The sequence below is a fragment of the Sphingomonas sp. GW821-FHT12D09 genome (assembly GCF_058807215.1).
The window spans coordinates 1,439,448-1,457,938 of sequence record NZ_JBXAQL010000001.1; the positions used below are offsets into that span (position 1 = coordinate 1,439,448).

Sequence of the window (18,491 nt, forward strand, 5' to 3'; positions counted from 1 at the left end):
GAAGGCGGGAATGACGACTAATATAGGCCTCGCCTAAGCCAGCCCGTTCCGCTCCTGCCAGCGCCGGGCGAGGTTCGGCCAGTCGGACATCGGCCAGGCGGGGGTGGCGCGCAGACCCAGGCCGTGGGCACCATCCTCGAACAAATGCATGTCGATCGCCCCGCCCGATCCGCGCACTGCGCCGAACAGCGACAGCGCGTGATCGACCGGCACGACTCGGTCGTGCACCGCATGCGCCAGGAAGATCGGCGGGGTGATGCCCGGCACGCTCTTGTCGAACGACCAGGCAGCGGTGTCCGCAGGCGTCGGATCGGGACCGAGCAGCGCGAGTTTCGAGCCGGTATGCGCCCCCGCGCCCATCGATACCACCGGATAGAGCAGGATCGCGCCGTCGGGCCGGGTCAGCAGCCGATCCGCGGCGTCGATCGGCTGATAGGTGCGGTCATAGACCTTGACGCACAGGCTGATCGCCAGATGCCCGCCGGCCGATCCACCCAGCACGGTGACGCGCTTGGGATCGACCGTCCAGCGGCCCGTGCCGCCCGCACGGATCAGCCGCATCGCGCGCTGCGCATCCTGCAGCGCGACCAGCGCCCCGCCACCCCAGCGGTCCGCGGGCAAGCGATAGCGCAGCACGAAGGCGGCGACGCCCAGCGAATTCATCCAGCGCGCGGTCTCATAGCCCTCGCGGTCGATGCCGACGCGCGAATAACCGCCGCCGGGCAGGATGAGCACCGAAGCGCCGGTGGGACTGGCCGGCGCGAAATAGGAAAGCACGGGCCGAGTGACATGCTCGGCGACACGGTAGCGCAGGCCTGCGGTGTCGAACTGATCGTCGATATTCTCGCGGACGCCGGGCACTGGTCCGCCGGGCATCTGGCCTTCAGGCCAGAGCGGGAGGACGAGATCGGGCTCGCGAATGTCCATCGCATAGCGAAGGAAATTGTCCGGCACCGCCTCCCCCGCCCGCGCGGCCGTTACCGAGGCCGCCCCCGACAGGAGCGCGGCGCCCTTGAGAACCCCTCGCCGGGTTGCCCTCTCCAGATTGCGCATGCCAGCCCTCCCATCATCGCGACCGTGGCGGTCGTCGAATATTGCATTGATAGCAACGCTTATCACGCCATTTTTGGATATCTACGCACAACTTTGGCATCAGGACGCCGATAGTGTTGCTATATACGCGATAATTCGAATGCGCACCGGAGGATCGACTCACCGCATCGCGCGGATCTCGTCGTCCTTGCCCGTCATTTCCCAGCGGATCAGCGAGATCGGAATCGAGCCGGCGGCGCGGAAGCGATCGTGGAACGACTTGATGTCGAACTTGTCCCCTTCCTGCATCGCCACGTCGGCCAGCAGCTTCTCCAGCTCTATCTTGCCCATGTAATAGCCGATGCCATAGCCGGGCTGGCGCAGATACAGCTCGATGTCGAACTGGGCGACAGCGTCGCCGGGCTGCATCCATTTTGGCGTGCGCGAGACGAGCGAGGCGTTGGCCTGCTTCCAGGTCCATTCGTTCGCCTGCATCTTCAACTCGGGCAGGATGCGGGCGGCGCGCTTGGCGCCCAGGATATAGTCGATCTCGCGCGCCTTGGGCCGATCCTCGAGCATGCCCGACTGGATCAGGAACTCCTCGAGATAAAAGGCCCAGCCTTCGTTGCGCAGCCCGTTGACGAAGAACAGCCGATCCTGCCCGCGCACCGGCCGGGTGTCGCGCGCCGCCTGCAGCGCGTCGAAGGCGTGGCCCGGCAGGTTATGGGCGCGCAGCGGGCGCCCGTCGCGGAACTCGGCCTGAAAGAAGAAATGCAGATGCTGCGGCGGATCGAACAGGCCGGGCTTGGACGGATCCTTCTCGAAGGGGAACTGGTAGGGCCCCTCCTCCGGATCATGCTTCAGGTAATCGGGGATCGTCACCCAGTCGCCGTCGCGCAGGAACTTGAGCAGATCCTCGTCCTCGATCTTGCGCTTGGCATCGAACTCGGCGCGGGTCTGCACCGGCTCGGGCATAGGAATGGCGCGATTGCGATGCTCCTCGATCTTCAGGAAGGCGACCTGGCGCTGATATTCGCGCTCGCCGATCACCCGGACTTCCTCCGGCGTGTAGGGCAACAGCAACACGTGCTTGAGATACCAGGCGTAATTCTCGGCGCCGACACCGCCATAGGCAGGCAACCCGGCCTCGATGCCCTCCAGCCAGGCCTTGAACTCGGCGGCCGCCGCCTGGGCCCTCCTGGCGGGGGCGACGAGCGAAGGCTGGAGCTTCGCCGCCTGCGCGGCCAGCTCGCCATAAACGTTCACTTCGACCTGCTTCTGGACGATGGCCAGCCGGGCAAGGTCACCGCGCGCGTCGGTGAGGTTCGTGCGCGCCTGGCGCAACGCCTCGGGCACTGCGTTCAGCCTGGCGGCCAGGTCCGCCGCCTTGTCCTTGGCGATCGGCAGCTTGGGGATGGCGATGGCGCCGTGCATCTTGGGCCCGAAGCCGAGATTGGTGGTGCTGTAGAATGCCGGGTCGCGCTTCCACGGCTGCATCACGCGGTGCTGGAATTCGAGCCCGCGCATCTCGGCGAGTACCACCATGTAATCGACCCGCTGCGGGATCGGCCATTTGCCGTCGTCGATCGCCGCCAGCCGCGCCTCGAAGCGCTGGAGCTCGGCATAGTGGCGCGCCATGGTGGCGGGCGAATAGTCCGGCACACCCTTGACCATCGGCGGCGGAACGAAGGCGCGAAACTCGGTGTAGAGCGCGACCAGCGCGTCATAGCCCTGCGCCGCCGGCGCAACGGTTTGGGCGCCGGCGGGCGCCGCGAGCGGGATGGGAAGCGCCGGCAAGGCCAGCAGGACGGCAGCAAGACCCAGACGCTTCTTCATACCCATTTCTCCCCGAACCCGTCGAATTGAAACCACTATCACTATCGTCACCCCAGCCTTGAGCCGGGATCCCGCTTCTTTATGCGACCGGAGACAGCGGGATCCCGGCTCAAGGCCGGGATGACGGCGGGGAAAAGCCCCCGACCGCACGCCTCACAGCGCGTTGAAGAATCGCCCGAGCCGCTCCATCGCCTCGCTCACACGTGCTTCCGATTCCGATCCGAAGCAGACGCGCAGGTGCCCCTCCCCACCCGGGCCGTAGAAATTGCCCGATTCCACGACGACATGTGCTTCGTGGAGGATCGCCGTGGCGAGGTCCTGCGAAGAGCGGCCGGTGCCGCTGATATCCGGAAAGGCGTAGATCGTCCCCTCCGGCGCGGCGCACGTGACGCCCGGCATCTGGTTCAACGCCTGCACGACGATGTCGCGCTTGCGGCGATCGGCCTCGACCATCGCCAGCATCGCATCCTGCGGCCCCTCGACGGCGGCACGGGCGCCCTCCTGGATGAAGACGTTGACGTGCGTCACGTCGGTCATCGTGATGCGCAGGATCGCCGGCATCAGCTTCGCATCGGCGGTCAGATAGCCGATCCGCCAGCCGTCCATCGAATAGGCCTTGGTGAAGGCGAAGCAGGTGATCGTCCGCTCGCGCATGCCGGGCAGGCTGGCGATGCTGACATGCTCGGCCTTGCCATAAGTGATGTACTCGTAAACCTCGTCGGACAGCACCAGCAGGTCGTGCTCGATCGCCAGGTCGGCGACGTGCTGCAACTCCTCGCGGGTATAGACGCGGCCGGTCGGATTGGCCGGGTTGACCAGCACGATCATCCGCGTGGCGGGGGTGATCCTGGCGGCGATCCTCTCCTTCGAGATGGCGAAGTCGTTCGCCTTGTCGAGCTCGGCGATCACCACCTTGCCGCCGGCCAGTTCGGTCTTGCCGATATGCTGGGGATAATAGGGGTCGAGCAGGATCACTTCGTCGCCCGGATCGATCGCTGCCATGAAGGCGGCGAAGGAGGCATGGGTGAGCCCGTTGCACACCAGCACTTCGTCCACGCCGTAATCGAGGGCGTTGAAATCGGCGAGCTTCTTGACCAGCGCCTGGCGGAAGGAGAGCGTGCCGCGGAAATCGCCATAGTGGACGATGCCGGCATCGAGCGCCGCCTTGGCCGCTTCCTTGATGTGCGCCGGCGTATCGGAATGCGGCCGGCCGAACTCGAGATGGATCAGGTCCACCCCCGCCGCATCCAGCTTCGCGGCTTCCTCGTACATGCCGAAGCTCTTCTTCGATCCGCCCGTAAGGCGCTGTGCCGGCCACTTCATCCCAAGACCCCTTCACGACTCTGATACCCGTGAATAATTGCGTGATATATGATATTTCAAGCTTGAAATTTCATGCTTGAAGCATTTACCCTCGCGGCGTTAGATTGAGACGGACTGGAGTCGCGGCGATGGAGTTGGACCGGTGAAGATCGCATGCGTGGGCGGTGGCCCGGCGGGGCTCTATTTCGCCATCTCGATGAAGGTGCGCGACAGCGGCCATGAGGTTCATGTCTTCGAGCGCAACCGCGCCGACGACACGTTCGGCTGGGGCGTGGTCTTCTCCGACCAGACGGTCGAGAATTTGATGGCCAACGATCCGGTCAGCGGCGAGACGATTCGCGGCGAGTTCGCGCATTGGGACGATATCGACGTCCATATCCATGGCGAGCGCATCCGCTCGTCGGGGCACGGTTTCATCGGCATCGGCCGCAAGCGGATGCTGGCAATCCTGCAGGACCGCGCCCGTGAACTCGGCGTGCAGCTCCATTTCGAGCATGAGGCGAGTACCGACCTGGCCGACTGGGCGGACTATGACCTGGTCATCGTCGCCGACGGCGCCAACAGCCGCATCCGCGACCGCTATGCCGAGCATTTCGACATCGACATCCAGCCGCGCCGCAACAAATATATCTGGCTGGGCACCCACAAGGTGTTCGACGCCTTCACCTTTGCCTTCGAGCAGACCGAGGCGGGCTGGGTCTGGGCGCATGCCTATCGCTTCGACGACAGCCTCTCGACCTTCATCGTCGAGATGGCGCCGGAGACCTGGGAGGGCCTGGGCCTCGACAAGGCAAACCAGGACGAGGCGATCGCGTTCAGCGAACGCGTGTTCGGCAAGTATCTCGACGGCAACAGCCTGATGTCCAATGCCGGGCACCTGCGCGGCTCGGCGGCGTGGCTCAACTTCCGCCGGATCGTCACCGGGCGCTGGTCGTACGACAAGCTCATCCTGCTCGGCGACGCCGCGCACACCGCGCATTTCTCGATCGGATCGGGCACCAAGCTGGCGCTGGAGGATGCGATCAAGCTGGCCGAAGTGCTCAACCGCCCCGGGCTCGGCCGCGAACAGGCGCTGGCCGAATATCAGGCCGAGCGCAGCGTCGAGGTGCTCAAGCTCCAGAACAGCGCGCGCAACTCGACCGAATGGTTCGAGACGCTCGATCGCTATCTGCCCTTCGCGCCGATCCAGTTCGCCTATTCGCTGCTCACAAGGTCGCAGCGCGTGAGCCACGAGAATCTCCGCCTGCGTGATCCGGACTGGCTGGAAGGCGTGGAGCGCTGGTTCCAGGTGCAGGCACCGGGCGGCAAGCGCGACGAGCCGGTCCCGCCGATGTTCGCACCCTACAAGTTGCGCGAAATGGCGCTGGAGAACCGTATCGTGGTGTCTCCCATGGCGATGTATTCCGCGGTCGACGGCATCCCGAACGACTTCCACCTCGTCCATTACGGCGCGCGCGCGCAGGGCGGCGCCGGGCTGGTCTATACCGAAATGACCTGCGTCTCGCCCGAGGGGCGGATCACGCCCGGCTGCCCGGGCATGTACGCCCCCGAGCATGTAACGGCTTGGCGGCGGATCACCGACTTCGCCCATGCGAACAGCGGCGCGAAACTCTGCCTCCAACTCGGCCATTCGGGCGCCAAGGGCTCGACCCGCATCGGCTGGGAGGGGATGGATCAGCCCCTCGAAAGTGGCAACTGGCCGCTGATCGCCGCTTCCGACGTGCCGTGGAGCGCGAACAACCCCGCCCCGCGTCCGATGACCCGGACGGACATGGACGAGGTCCGCGACCAGTTCGTCGCGGCGGCACGCGGGGCGGTCGAGGCAGGCTTCGACATGATCGAGCTGCACGCCGCACATGGCTATCTGCTCTCCAGCTTCATCACCCCGCTCCAGAACACCCGCACCGACGACTATGGCGGCAGCCTGGAAAATCGCCTCCGTTATCCGCTGGAGGTGTTCGCAGCGATGCGTGCCGCCTGGCCCGCCGAGCGGCCGATGTCGGTCCGCATCTCGGCGACCGACTGGATGGGCGACCAGGGCGTTACCCCGGACGAAGCCGTGGAGATCGCCCGCGCCTTCAGTGCGGCAGGGGCCGACCTGATCGACGTCTCCGCCGGCCAGACCTGGGCCGAGTGCAAGCCGGTCTATGGCCGCATGTTCCAGACGCCCTTTTCCGACAAGGTGCGCAACGAGGCGCGCGTATCGACTATGGCGGTGGGCAACATCTTCGAGACCGACCACGCCAATTCGATCCTCGCCGCGGGTCGCGCCGACCTGGTCGCGATCGGGCGTCCGCACATGGTCGATCCGATGTGGACGCTGCGCGCCGCCGCGCAGCACGGCTATCGCGGGGTGCGCTTGCCGCCGCAATATCTGGGCGGGATGGGCCAGCTCGCCCGCAATTTGCAACGCGCCGCCGAAACCGGCGCGGCGCTGAGGAGCTGACATGCGCCTGAAGGACATCCACGCGGTCGTCACCGGCGGCGGATCGGGCATTGGCGCGGCGATAGCGAGGGCACTGGCCGCCGAAGGCGCCCGGCTGACCTTGGTCGGCCGCCGGATCGAACCGATCGAGGCCGTCGCCGCGACGATCCCCGGCGCGATCGCCCTGCCCGCCGACGTGACCGACCGCGCCTCGATCGACACCGCCTTCGCCGCCGCCCGCGCGGCGCACGGGCCGATCGGCATCCTGGTCAACAATGCCGGCATCGCCCGCAGCGCACCCTTCGCCAAGGTGACCGCCGAAGCCTGGCGCGCAACGATGGCGACCAATCTCGACGCGCTGTTCGATTGCTGCCAGGCGGCGCTGTCCGATCTGCTCGCGGCGCCTGCGGGACGGATCGTCACCGTGGCCTCGACCGCGGGGCTCAAGGGCTATGGCTATACCGCGCCCTATGTCGCCTCGAAGCATGGCGCGATCGGGCTGATGCGCGCGCTCGCCGCCGAGTTCGCCACGACGCCACTCACCGCCAATGCGCTCTGCCCCGGCTTCACCGATACCGATATCGTAGCGAAGGCGATCGAGACGATCACGAGCCGCACCGGGCGCAGCGAGGCCGAGGCGCTGGCCGAGCTCACTCGACACAACCCGCAGAAGCGGCTGATCTCGCCCGAGGAAGTGGCCGAGGCCGCCGTGTGGCTCTGCCTGCCCGGCAGCGGATCGGTGACCGGACAGGCGATTCCTATCGCCGGCGGAGAAGCGATGTGACCGGGGCAGCCTCGATCCGCGAGAAGCATGACGGCGCGCTCGACGATCGCGGCAGCGTACGGCTGTGGCTGCGCCTGCTCACTTGCACCACGGTGATCGAGAAGCGCCTCAAGCGCGGCTTTGCCGACCAATATGACATCACCCTGCCCCGCTTCGACGTGATGGCGGCGCTCGACCGGCACCCCGAGGGGATGACGATGGGCCAGCTTTCCCAGGCGCTGCTCGTCTCGAACGGCAATGTCACCGGCGTCGTCCAGGCGCTGGTCCGCGATCGCTATGTGAGCCTGGCGCCCTCGCCCACTGATGGGCGATCCTCGATCGTGCGGCTCAGCCAGCTCGGGCGCGAGTGCTTCGCCGGGCTGGCCGAGGCGCATCATCAATGGATCGACGCGATGCTGGCCGGGCTGGGCCGCGACGAGCGCGTCCAGCTCCACCAGCTGCTGGGCGTGCTCAAGGACTCACTCGCGGCCGATGGCGGAAAGGAATGACGATGGATCCGACGAGTTTCGCGCCGGTGCATTTCGGCTGGGCGTTTGCCGACGGGGTGGCGACCGTCACGCTCAACCGCCCCGAGCGGAAGAATCCGCTCACCTTCGAAAGCTATGCCGAGCTGCGCGATGCCTTCCGCGCGCTCGCCTATGCGCCGCAGGTGAAGGCAGTGGTGCTCACCGGCGCGGGCGGCAATTTCTCCTCGGGCGGCGACGTTCATGAGATTATCGGGCCGCTCACCGAGATGGCGATGCCCGAGTTGCTTACCTTCACCCGGATGACCGGCGACTTGGTCAAGGCGATGCGCGCCTGCCCGCAGCCGATCGTCGCGGCGATCGACGGAATCTGCGTCGGCGCCGGCGCGATCATGGCGATGGCATCGGACCTGCGCCTCGCCACCCCCGCAGCCAAGACCGCCTTCCTGTTCACGCGTGTTGGCCTTGCCGGCTGCGACATGGGCGCCTGCGCGATCCTGCCGCGGATCATCGGCCAGGGCCGCGCCGCCGACCTGCTCTATACCGGCCGGATGCTGGGCGCCGAGGAAGGCGAGCGCTGGGGCTTCCACAACCGGCTGGTGCCCGCCGATGCGCTGCTGGACGAAGCCCATGCGCTGGCCCGCAGCATCGCCGCCGGCCCGACCTTCGCGCACGGCATCACCAAGACCCAGCTCAATGTGGAATGGGCGGTGAGCGTGGAAACCGCGATCGAGATGGAGGCGCAGGCCCAGGCGATCTGCATGGTGACCAAGGATTTCCGCCGCGCCTTCGAAGCCTTTGCCGAGAAGCGCACGCCGGTGTTCGAGGGCGACTGATGGCCGACCGCAGCTTCCTCGACTGGCCCTTCCTCGATGACGGCCACCGCGCGCTAGCCGCCGAGCTGGAGGCCTGGTGCGCCGTCAATCTCTCCGATCACCACGGCACGGACGTCGATGCTGAGTGCCGCCAGTTGGTCCGCGCGCTCGGCGATGGCGGCTGGCTGCGCTATTGCGTGCCGGCGGCCTGGGGCGGCGTGCACGAGACGCTCGACATTCGCTCGCTCGCGCTGATCCGCGAGACGCTGGCGCGCCATTCGGGGCTGGCCGACTTCGCCTTTGCGATGCAGGGGCTGGGTTCGGGTACGATCTCGCTGTTCGGCACCGACGCGCAGAAGGCCGCCTATCTCCCGGCGGTGGCGCGCGGCGAGAAGATCGCCGCCTTTGCGCTCACCGAGCCGGGCTCGGGCTCCGACGTCGCCTCGATGGAAACGCTGGCCGAGCGGGTTGGTGACGGCTGGCGGATCAACGGCGCCAAGACCTATATCTCGAACGGCGGCATCGCCGATTATTATGTCCTGTTCGCCCGCACCGGCGAGGCGCCGGGGGCCAAGGGCATCTCCGCCTTTCTCGTCGATGCCGACACGGCAGGGCTGAGCATCACCGAGCGGATCGAGGTCATCGCTTCCCACCCGCTCGCCACGCTGGAGTTCGCCGACATGGCGCTGCCCGCGGATGCGCTGCTCGGCGAGCCCGGGCGCGGCTTTGCGGCGGCGATGGCGACGCTCGACATCTTCCGCACCACGGTGGGCGCGGCGGCGCTCGGCTTCGCCCGCCGGGCGCTCGACGAGGCGACAGCGCGCGCTCGCACCCGCAAGCTGGGCGACGGCACGCTTGCCGACAATCCGGTGACCCAGTCCAAGCTCGCCGAGATGGTGCTCGATATCGATACCTCGGCGCTGCTCATATACCGCGCTGGCTGGCTGCGCGACGTGCAGGGCCAGCGCAACACGCGCGAAGCGGCGCTCGCCAAGCTCCACGCCACCGACAGCGCCCAGCAGGTGATCGACAAGGCGGTGCAGATCTTCGGCGGCCTGGGCGTCACCGTCGGCGCGCCGGTCGAGGCGCTGTACCGCGAGGTGCGCGCGCTGCGCATCTATGAGGGCGCGTCGGAAGTGCAGAAGATCGTCATCGCCCGCCAGCATCTCGCCCAGAGCGCAGGCTGATGTTCCGCGTCACCTACCCCCTGCGCTTCGCGCATTGCGACCCTGCGGGCATCGCCTATTATCCGCGCTGCCTCGAGCTGTGCGATGCCGCGGTGGAGGATTGGACCCCGGCGGTGCTGGGCGACGACCGGAGAGCCATGCACATGGGTCACGGCCTCGGCCTGCCCACGGTCAGCCTCGCCGCCACCTTCGCCGCGCCGAGCAAGCTGGGCGACCAGCTCGACTTCGCCGTGAAGCTCACCCGGGTGGGCAACAGCTCGATCGATCTCGAAGTCGAGGTGACCTGCAAAGGCGCGCCGCGCTACTCGGTCCGCCTCACCCAAGTACTGATCGAGCTTGCCGGCGGCACGTCGCAGCCCTGGCCGTCCGAATATCGCCAACGCCTTGAAATGGAATGCCAATGACCGCTCACCAAAGCCTGTTGCCCCCCGGCTGGAAGCGCCCGCGCGGCTATGCCAACGGCATTTCCGCCAGCGGCCGGATGGTGTTCACCGCCGGCGTGGTCGGCTGGGACGAAGCGGAAACCTTCGTCGCTTCCGGTCTCTCCGGCCAGTTCCGCCAGGTGCTGGTCAACACGCTGGCGATCCTCGCCGAGGGGGGTGCAGGCCCCGAGCATATCGTGCGGATGACCTGGTACATCACCAGCCGCGACGAGTATCTCGCCGAGATTGCCGAGATCGGCGCCGCCTATCGCGAGCTGATCGGGCGCAACTATCCGGCGATGGCCGTGGTCGAAGTCGCCGCGCTGGTCGAAGCCGAAGCCAAGGTCGAGATCGAGACGATCGCGGTCGTCCCCACCACCGCCTGAGGAACCCTGAAATGCAGAAATTCGACTGGGCCGATCCCCTGCTGCTCGACGCGCAGCTGGAGGACGAGGAGCGGATGATCCGCGACACCGCGCGCGACTATGCGCAGGCGCAGCTCGCGCCGCGGGTGATCGAGGCGTTCGACAAGGAAACCACCGATCCCGAGATCTTCCGCGAGATGGGCGCGCTCGGCCTGCTCGGCCCGACCGTGCCGGAAGCCTATGGCGGCGTCGGCGCCTCCTATGTCGCATACGGGTTGATCGCGCGCGAAGTGGAGCGCGTCGATTCGGGCTATCGCTCGATGATGAGCGTCCAGTCGAGCCTGGTCATGTATCCGATCCACGCCTTCGGATCGGAGGCGCAGCGGCTGCGCTATCTGCCCAAGCTGGCGAGCGGCGAGTGGATCGGCTGCTTCGGCCTGACCGAGCCCGATGCCGGCTCCGATCCCGGCGGCATGCGCACCCGCGCGACGAAGATCGATGGCGGCTACCGGCTGAACGGCGCCAAGACCTGGATCTCCAATGCCCCGATCGCCGATGTCTTCGTGGTCTGGGCAAAGTCCGATGCGCATGGCGGCGCGATCCGCGGCTTCGTGCTCGAAAAGGGCATGGCCGGGCTCTCGGCGCCCAAGATCGAAGGCAAGCTGAGCCTGCGCGCCTCGATCACCGGGATGATCCAGCTCGACGATGTCGAAGTGGGCGAGGACGCGCTGCTCCCGGACGTGGAAGGGCTCAAGGGCCCCTTCTCCTGCCTCAACCGCGCGCGCTACGGGATCAGCTGGGGTGCGCTCGGCGCCGCCGAATTCTGCTTCCACGCCGCGCGGCAATACGGCCTCGACCGCCACCAGTTCGGTCGCCCGCTCGCCGCCACGCAGCTCTTCCAGAAGAAGCTGGCGGACATGGAGACCGAGATCGCGCTCGGCCTGCAGGCCTCGTTGCGCATCGGGCGGCTGATCGATGCCGGCCAGTTCGCGCCGGAGATGATCTCAATCGTCAAGCGCAACAATTGCGGCAAGGCGCTCGATATCGCCCGGGCCGCCCGCGACATGCACGGCGGCAACGGCATTTCGGGCGAGTTCCAGGTGATGCGCCACCTGATGAACCTCGAGACGGTCAACACCTATGAGGGCACGCACGACATCCACGCCTTGATCCTGGGCCGCGCGATCACCGGGATCGCCGCCTTCTGAGTTCGGCCCGGCCCGCTTCCAACAGCGAGCCGGGCGCCGACTCGTGGAAGTCACCAAGGTCACGCCAGTGGTCGACTTGGCAGCCGCTTGCGTTGACACAATTCCCGCAAGTGCGCCGCATCTCGCAACATTCCTGCGCGCGGAAGATCCTATCTTTCCAACAACGCAAAGAGCGGCCGGGACCTTGAGACCCGGCCGCCCGAGTGCAGCAGGCGAAATCCTACATTGCAAGCCTACTTCACCAGCAGGATCCGGCTGTTGGGTGGGTAGGCCCATTCGAAGCCGCGCTCGGTGACCACGCCATTGTCCTCGAGCGGAATCTTGATCTTGTGAGCCCCCCATTCGGGCACCACCGTGTAGAGAAAGGATTCGATCGACAGGAAATTGCTCGCACGCAGCGTATAGGTCATGCGCAAGGGATTGAAGTCGGCGATCGACGGGCCCGAGCCATGGCCCCAATCGCCCACCGAATGGCTGCCGATCACCACGTCCGAGACCTTCAGGTCCTTGCTCGGATCGTCATAGCGGCCGAGCACCAGCCCCGGCGTCTCCGCCACCCGCTTGTTGACCGTGGCGAGCGCGTCGCCGGCGGTGACGCCCGGGCGGATGACCTCGAGGATCATCCGGCGGACGTCCTGCGCCTTGTCATAGGCGCGCTGGACGCCGGCCGGGGCTGCGTTCTCACCGGGCTTGAGCACATAGGCCATGCGCTTCATGTCGGTGTAATAGAAGAGATAGTTCACACCCCAGTCGACCGTGATCAGGTCGCCCGGCTGGATCACATGATCGCCCGAGACGTGGCCGCGCTCGCCGGGGCCGAGGATGTAGACGCTCGGCAGCCCGAAGCTGTTGCCCAGCCCTTCCTCGTGGAGCTGCTCCATCATCCACCAGGCGACGTCGCCGGTGGTGGTGTGGCCCGGCACGATCACTTCGTTCGACAGCGCCCGCTCCAGGATGGTGCGCGAATATTCCCCGGTCTTGGCGAATGCGGCGATCTCGTTGACGCTGTGGCGGGCGCGGAAATAGGAGACCAGCTTTTCGGCCGGGACCAGCCGCCCGGCAAGCGCCGGCCCCAGCGCCTCGACCAGCTTGGCGTGCAGCGACTGGCTGAGCCCGTCGGCGGTGCCGATCTCGGTGGCGACATCGATGCCGATCCGCTTCGGATCGCGCGCCTCGACGAACTTGCGCAGTTCCGCCGGCGAGAGCTTCAGGTCGTAAAGCGGGCACTGGTCGAACAGGGCGCCGCCGATACCCATCGCCGCCCGCTCGATCCGCCCGCTGCCGGTGCGATCGGTGAAGACATAATAGCCGACATCGCCGACATAACCGCCGCCGAGCAGCGCGGCATTGGGATCGTCATGTCCCTCGCGCGAGGCGACGATCCACATGTCGATGCGGTTCTCGCGCATCGCTTCGGGCAGGATCAGGTCGAGCTTGTCCTTGCGGATCTGGCACATCTGGTCCCAGCGCCGCTTCGCCTCCTGGCCCTGGGCGGGCAGTGCCGCCATCAACGGCAGGATGACGAGCGACAGGCCGAGCCGGCTCAGACGTTTCGAGGACAAGGCTGTTCTCCCATGATTTTCACCCTCGGAAGCTGGCAGAACCGCATCCGAAATGAAACGATAATCACGCGATTTTTCGTTGATATTTCGCTATCCGAGCGGCTAGGGGCCTCCGGCACCGAGGCGCCTCGAATCGAGGCCCGAACTCAGGCGAGGATAGCGCCACGGCGTCGAGATCAGGCACGCGGGTCGATTAATAGGTGTAAAAGCACATGTTTTCGGCTAAGTCGCCTGCCCCAAGCCGTCCGGCCCGGCGCAACGTCTTGATCCTGGGGAATGATTGAGGGAAACATGGCGACTAGCGCAATTAAGAATGCGGCAAGAACGGCAGAGGACCTGATGGACAATCGCACTGTCTATGACCCAAGCAGCTCCACTTTCCGCCTGGAAAACTCGCCATTCTACCTGATGGCGCATGCCGATTTCAAATATCACGAGGACATGGACATCGTGCTGCACAAGCATGGCGTGTCCAAGCCGATCTACCGCGTGATGACGGTGCTGCGCGAACGCCAGCCGGCCAGCATCGGCGCGATCGCCGAGGCGGCGCTGACCAAGCGCTCGACGATCAGCCGGATCATCGACCGGATGGTCGAGCAGGGCCTCGTCACCACCGAGCCGAACCCCGAGGACAACCGCATCACCGAAGTGACGCTGACCCCGGCCGGCCAGCAGACCTTGCGCAAGCTCACCCCGATCGTCGGCCGCCAGTTCAGCCGCGCGATGGACGGCGTGAGCGACCGCGACATCGCGCACCTGCTGCGCACGCTGCAGAAGATCAGCGCGAACCTGAGCAAGCTGCCCATCGAATGAGAAGAAACCCGGCTCGATCGCTCGAGCCGGGTCCTCCCGCGCGGCGTCACCCGAGGGACGATAGGTGACGCGCGCTTATCGGGGCTTGCCGTCCACCACGACCTTGCCGTCGGCGATGACGTAGCGGACGTCGCGCAGGTTCTTCAGCGAATCGATCGGGTTGGCGCCGACGATCAGCAGGTCGGCGATCTTGCCCGGCTCGATCGTGCCCAGCTTGTCGCCCATGCGCATGATCTTCGCGCCGACGCTGGTAGCGGAGGCGAGGACATCGGCATTGGTCATGCCGGCCTGGTGGAGATAGTCGAGCTCGCGGAAATAGGCGTCGGGATAGCGCCATTCATTCTCGAACGGGATGTCGGTTCCCACCCCGATCGGCACGCCGGCGCGATACGCCTCGTTCACGCGCTTGAGATGGTCCTGCTGGTTGATCACGAAGCGGCGCGAATGGGTATAGTAGAATCCGCCGCTGGGGATGCCCGCGGTCGGGTATCCGCCGTCGAGCAGATTGTCGAAGGCGCCGATCGTCGGCACGAACGCCGTGCCGTGCTTCTTCATCAGCGACACGGCCTGGTCACTGAGCAGCAGCGGATGCTCGAGCGTGTCGACGCCCGCTTCGATCGCCCAGTCGGTGTACTTGCCATAGCTGTCGATCGCGACCGGAACGCCGAGCGAATGCGCCTCGTCGATCGCCGCGGCGAGCTCTTCCTTGTCCGCGGGCGCACTGATCTTGATCCAGTCGGCGAGACGGCGGACCTGCTCGCGCACTGCCTTGCGCCACTCCCAGGGACCATCGACGCCATGCGGATCGCCACCGAGATTGGGCTTTTCGCGCCCCGTGGCGGTGGAGGTCACTTCGTCGCCGTGCCCGCCCGTGCTGGCGAGCAGCTTGCCGCTCCACATCACGCGGGGACCGCGGATCATGCCGCGATCGACCGCTTCCTTGATGCGCAGCGCGACATCATCGGTCGTGCCGACATCGCGTGCGGCGGTGATGCCGGCGGTTACCATCTGGTCGGCAAGGATCGTGCCGCGGATCGCCGCGGCGGCCGGGCTGTCCGAATAGCGGCCCATGTCTGTGCCGCGCTGCTGGGTGAAATGGATGTGGAGGTCGATCAGGCCGGGCAGGATCCAAAGCCCCGAGACATCGATCGTGCGCGTCGCATTGGCCGGCACCGGCGTGCCGGCCGACCCGGCGGCGACGATCCGATCACCCTGGAGCACCACGACCGAATTCAGGATCGGCGCCCCGCCGCGCCCGTCGAGCAGGGTGCCGCCGGTGAGCACCACGATCGGCTCATGGCTGCGATCGATCGGCGGGATCGGCACGCGGCGAACGTCGTCGGTCGTCTCGGGGATGGCGCGCTGGGCGTGGGCGAGATGCGGCGTCAGCGCGCCCATCAGCAGCGCTGCCGAGATCGCCGCGCCCTGCAGCAGCCGCTTCCGAAAGCGCGTATCCGTCCCCGATCCGATCATGTCGCGACCCTTATTATTCCCAATTACATATGATTTAAAGCGTGATTCTCTTGACGAGACAAGAGGCATTTGCAACCTTTCTGTCACGGTTGCCCTCTTGGGACGGGGCGGCCAGGGGAATCGTGCTCGATGAAGCAGACACGGCTAGAGGGAGGCCCGGCATCTCTGCCGGCGGGTCAACAGGGCCTTGGCGCGGGCGAACTCGGCGAGGCGCTCCAGCACGCGATGGCACTGGCCCGTGGAGGGCAAGCCGGTCCGGCCGAGACCATATTGCTGCGCATCCTCGATCTCGTCCCCGAGAACCCCGATGCGCTCCAGCTGCTCGGCATGATCGCACGCCGGGCCGGCCGGAACGAAGAAGCGATGGGTTTTTTCCGCCGCTCTCTCGCTGCCAACCCCGCCCAGCCGCATGTCCATAACAATCTCGGCAACGGGCTCGCCGATCTGGGCGACCCCGCCGGCGCAGTGCAGGCCTATCGCGAGGCGCTACGGCTGGCCCCGGCCTATGACGAGGCCCGGGTGAACCTGGCGATCGCCTTGCTCGCCGCCGGCGACGCGCCGGGCGCCTGCGAGACGCTCGCACCCCTGCTGCGCCGCGATCCGCGCAATGCCCGCGCCTGGGCCACGCTCGGCCAGGCGCGGCGCGAGACTGGCGAGATCGACCATGCGATCGCCGCGTTCCGCACTGCACTCGCGCTGCGGCCGGACCATGTCCCGACGCTGCACAATCTCGGCGTGGCGCTGCGGCTGGCCGGCTGGCCGGACGAGGCCCTGCAGCTGCTGGCCCGCGCGGGCAAGGGTGATCCGGCGAGCCCGGAGATCGCCTATGCGCTCGGCCATTGCCTGCAGGATCTCGGCCGGATCGGGGATGCCATCCTTGCCTATGAGCGGGCGATCGAACTGCGCCCCACGGATCGCGCGGCGCATCAATCGCTGAACGGGCTGCTATGGCGGCAGGGGCGCAGCGCGGCCTGGCTTACCAGCTATCGCACCGCGCTCGCCGACCATCCGCAGGATGAGGGCCTGCTCTGCGACCTTGCCGACCGGCTGCTGCTGGCCCGGGACGCCGCCGGTGCCGCCGCTTTGCTCGCGCCGCACGCGGATGATGCCGGGCCGGAGCTGCGCCACCAGCTCGGCCGCGCCCGCTGGTCGCTGGGCGAGCCCGATGCGGCGCTCACCCAGTTCGACGCGGCGCCTGGCTTCGCACCCGCCATGCGCGAGGCCGCCCGGGCGCGGATCATCCTCGATCGCCCCGTCGAGGCGCTAGCCCAACTCGAACCGCTGCTCGCCGCCCATCCGTTCGACCAGCAGGGGCTGGCGTTGCAGGGCCTGGCCTGGCGTTTCACCGGCGATCCGCGCGAAACCTGGCTGAATGACGTCGAGCGCCTCGTCTCGGCGAGCCTGCTCACGCCGCCGGACGGCGATGTGGCTGGCTTCAACGCCCGGCTCGATGCCGCGCTCACCCCGCTCCACCGCGACCGCCGACACCCGCTCGAGCAGACGCTGCGCGGCGGCACCCAGACCAGCGACGACCTGTTCGCCCTGCCCGACACGATGATCGCCGCGGTCCGCGCGATGATCGAGGCGCGGGTCCGAAGCTGGCTCGCCGAGCTGCCCGCCGACCCGGCGCATCCCTTCCTGGCCCGCAACACCGGGCACTTCGCCTTTTCGGGCTCCTGGTCGGTGCGCCTGCGCAGCGCCGGCTTCCATGAGAACCACGTCCATCCCGAGGGCTGGATCAGCGCCTGCTATTATGTCGCCCTGCCCACCGCGGTCGATCACGGCCGGCAGGGCTGGCTCAAGTTCGGCGAGACCGGGCTGCGCCTCGGGGAGCGCGAGCGGATCAGCCGCATGGTCCGGCCCGAGCCAGGACTGCTCGTGCTGTTCCCCTCCTATTTCTACCACGGGACGGTGCCGTTCGAGGATGCCGGCCACCGCACCACCATCGCCTTCGACATCGTGCCGGCATGACCGGCGCGTGCACCTCAGGGAGGACCCTATGACCGACCAGATTCTTCAGCTTTTCGCCACCGGCATCGCATCGGGCGCGATCCGCACGATCGACCTTACCCAGACGCTGTCGCCCGATACCCCCACCCTCGTCTTGCCGCCCGAGTTCGGCCAGTGCGCCGGGTTCAGCCAGGAGGAGATATCGCGCTATGACGAGCGCGGCGTCGCCTGGTACTGGAACAACTTCACCGTCAGCGAGCATACCGGCACGCATTTCGACGCGCCGATCCACTGGATCACCGGCAAGGACCTGCCCAACAACGCGGTCGATACCGTGCCGCCTGCCGACTTCATCGCGCCCGCCGTGGTGATAGACATCTCTGCCCGGTCGGCGGAGAACCCCGACTATCTGCTCACCGTGGCGGATATCGAGGCATGGGAGGCCGAGCATGGCCGCATCCCGCCGCGCAGCTGGATCCTGCTGCGCACCGACTGGTCGAAGCGCGACGTCGATGCGTATACCAACCGTCGCGAGGACGGCGCACACACTCCCGGGCCCTCGGCCGAGGCGGTCCAGTTCCTTATCGACGCGCGCGATGCCCACGGGCTCGGCGTCGAGACGATCGGCACCGATGCCGGCCAGGCGCACCTGCTCACTCCCGCCTATCCGGCGCACACGCTGTTCCACGCCGCGGGACGCTACGGCCTGCAGTGCCTCGAGAATCTCGACCAGCTTCCGCCGACCGGCAGCGTGATCCTGGCGACGCCGCTCAAGATCAAGGGCGGCTCGGGCAGCCCCTTGCGCGTCCTCGCGCTGGTCGCAGGCTGAACC

The 18,491-nt window shown here is 67.1% G+C and carries 16 protein-coding genes; 11 read left to right on the plus strand and 5 right to left on the minus strand.

The window, feature by feature from the left end:
- Nucleotides 1-33 precede the first annotated feature (33 nt).
- The 3 genes from AC1RPL_RS06435 to AC1RPL_RS06445 all read right to left on the minus strand — a co-directional run bounded on the left by AC1RPL_RS06435 (nt 34) and on the right by AC1RPL_RS06445 (nt 4,191).
- Entirely contained in the window at nt 34-1,053 is a 1,020-nt protein-coding gene (locus AC1RPL_RS06435) for an alpha/beta hydrolase (RefSeq protein WP_493068422.1), read from the minus strand.
- Between the two features lie 159 nt (nt 1,054-1,212).
- Nucleotides 1,213-2,868, minus strand: coding sequence for a DUF885 family protein (locus AC1RPL_RS06440; protein WP_493068423.1), 1,656 nt, complete (start codon nt 2,866-2,868; stop codon nt 1,213-1,215).
- Nucleotides 2,869-3,021: 153 nt separating this feature from the next.
- Entirely contained in the window at nt 3,022-4,191 is a 1,170-nt protein-coding gene (locus AC1RPL_RS06445; protein ID WP_493068424.1) for a pyridoxal phosphate-dependent aminotransferase, read from the minus strand.
- Nucleotides 4,192-4,333: 142 nt separating this feature from the next.
- On the opposite strand from AC1RPL_RS06445, the gene AC1RPL_RS06450 reads away from it, so the two are divergent.
- The 8 genes from AC1RPL_RS06450 to AC1RPL_RS06485 are packed head-to-tail and all read left to right on the plus strand — an operon-like array spanning nt 4,334 to nt 11,861.
- Nucleotides 4,334-6,637, plus strand: coding sequence for a bifunctional salicylyl-CoA 5-hydroxylase/oxidoreductase (locus AC1RPL_RS06450; protein ID WP_493068425.1), 2,304 nt, complete (start codon nt 4,334-4,336; stop codon nt 6,635-6,637).
- Between the two features lies 1 nt (nt 6,638).
- Nucleotides 6,639-7,400, plus strand: coding sequence for an SDR family NAD(P)-dependent oxidoreductase (locus AC1RPL_RS06455; RefSeq protein WP_493068426.1), 762 nt, complete (start codon nt 6,639-6,641; stop codon nt 7,398-7,400).
- Complete coding sequence (locus AC1RPL_RS06460) at nt 7,397-7,888, plus strand: MarR family winged helix-turn-helix transcriptional regulator (protein ID WP_493068427.1); 492 nt, start codon at nt 7,397-7,399, stop codon at nt 7,886-7,888. The genes AC1RPL_RS06455 and AC1RPL_RS06460 overlap by 4 nt, the downstream gene beginning before the upstream one ends.
- Before the next feature lie 2 nt (nt 7,889-7,890).
- Nucleotides 7,891-8,700 (plus strand): enoyl-CoA hydratase family protein, encoded by an 810-nt coding sequence (locus AC1RPL_RS06465; protein WP_493068428.1) that lies wholly within the window; start codon nt 7,891-7,893, stop codon nt 8,698-8,700.
- A complete protein-coding gene (locus tag AC1RPL_RS06470; protein ID WP_493068429.1) occupies nt 8,700-9,866 on the plus strand; it encodes an acyl-CoA dehydrogenase family protein in 1,167 nt (388 codons plus the stop codon). Before AC1RPL_RS06465 ends, AC1RPL_RS06470 begins: the two co-directional genes overlap by 1 nt.
- Complete coding sequence (locus AC1RPL_RS06475; protein WP_493068430.1) at nt 9,866-10,270, plus strand: acyl-CoA thioesterase; 405 nt, start codon at nt 9,866-9,868, stop codon at nt 10,268-10,270. Before AC1RPL_RS06470 ends, AC1RPL_RS06475 begins: the two co-directional genes overlap by 1 nt.
- Nucleotides 10,267-10,674 (plus strand): RidA family protein, encoded by a 408-nt coding sequence (locus AC1RPL_RS06480; protein WP_493068431.1) that lies wholly within the window; start codon nt 10,267-10,269, stop codon nt 10,672-10,674. The genes AC1RPL_RS06475 and AC1RPL_RS06480 overlap by 4 nt, the downstream gene beginning before the upstream one ends.
- A gap of 11 nt (nt 10,675-10,685) precedes the next feature.
- Nucleotides 10,686-11,861 (plus strand): acyl-CoA dehydrogenase, encoded by a 1,176-nt coding sequence (locus tag AC1RPL_RS06485; protein ID WP_493068432.1) that lies wholly within the window; start codon nt 10,686-10,688, stop codon nt 11,859-11,861.
- Between the two features lie 233 nt (nt 11,862-12,094).
- Here the strand turns inward: AC1RPL_RS06485 and AC1RPL_RS06490 are convergent, their stop codons facing one another.
- A complete protein-coding gene (locus AC1RPL_RS06490; protein WP_493068433.1) occupies nt 12,095-13,423 on the minus strand; it encodes a M24 family metallopeptidase in 1,329 nt (442 codons plus the stop codon).
- Nucleotides 13,424-13,762: 339 nt separating this feature from the next.
- On the opposite strand from AC1RPL_RS06490, the gene AC1RPL_RS06495 reads away from it, so the two are divergent.
- Complete coding sequence (locus AC1RPL_RS06495; RefSeq protein WP_493068434.1) at nt 13,763-14,236, plus strand: MarR family winged helix-turn-helix transcriptional regulator; 474 nt, start codon at nt 13,763-13,765, stop codon at nt 14,234-14,236.
- Nucleotides 14,237-14,311: 75 nt separating this feature from the next.
- Here the strand turns inward: AC1RPL_RS06495 and AC1RPL_RS06500 are convergent, their stop codons facing one another.
- Nucleotides 14,312-15,709 (minus strand): amidohydrolase family protein, encoded by a 1,398-nt coding sequence (locus tag AC1RPL_RS06500; protein ID WP_493068435.1) that lies wholly within the window; start codon nt 15,707-15,709, stop codon nt 14,312-14,314.
- A 129-nt stretch (nt 15,710-15,838) separates the two neighbouring features.
- Between AC1RPL_RS06500 and AC1RPL_RS06505 the strand changes: the two genes are divergently transcribed.
- A complete protein-coding gene (locus AC1RPL_RS06505; protein ID WP_493068436.1) occupies nt 15,839-17,680 on the plus strand; it encodes a tetratricopeptide repeat protein in 1,842 nt (613 codons plus the stop codon).
- Between the two features lie 28 nt (nt 17,681-17,708).
- Nucleotides 17,709-18,488, plus strand: coding sequence for a cyclase family protein (locus tag AC1RPL_RS06510; protein ID WP_493068437.1), 780 nt, complete (start codon nt 17,709-17,711; stop codon nt 18,486-18,488).
- Nucleotides 18,489-18,491 lie beyond the last annotated feature (3 nt).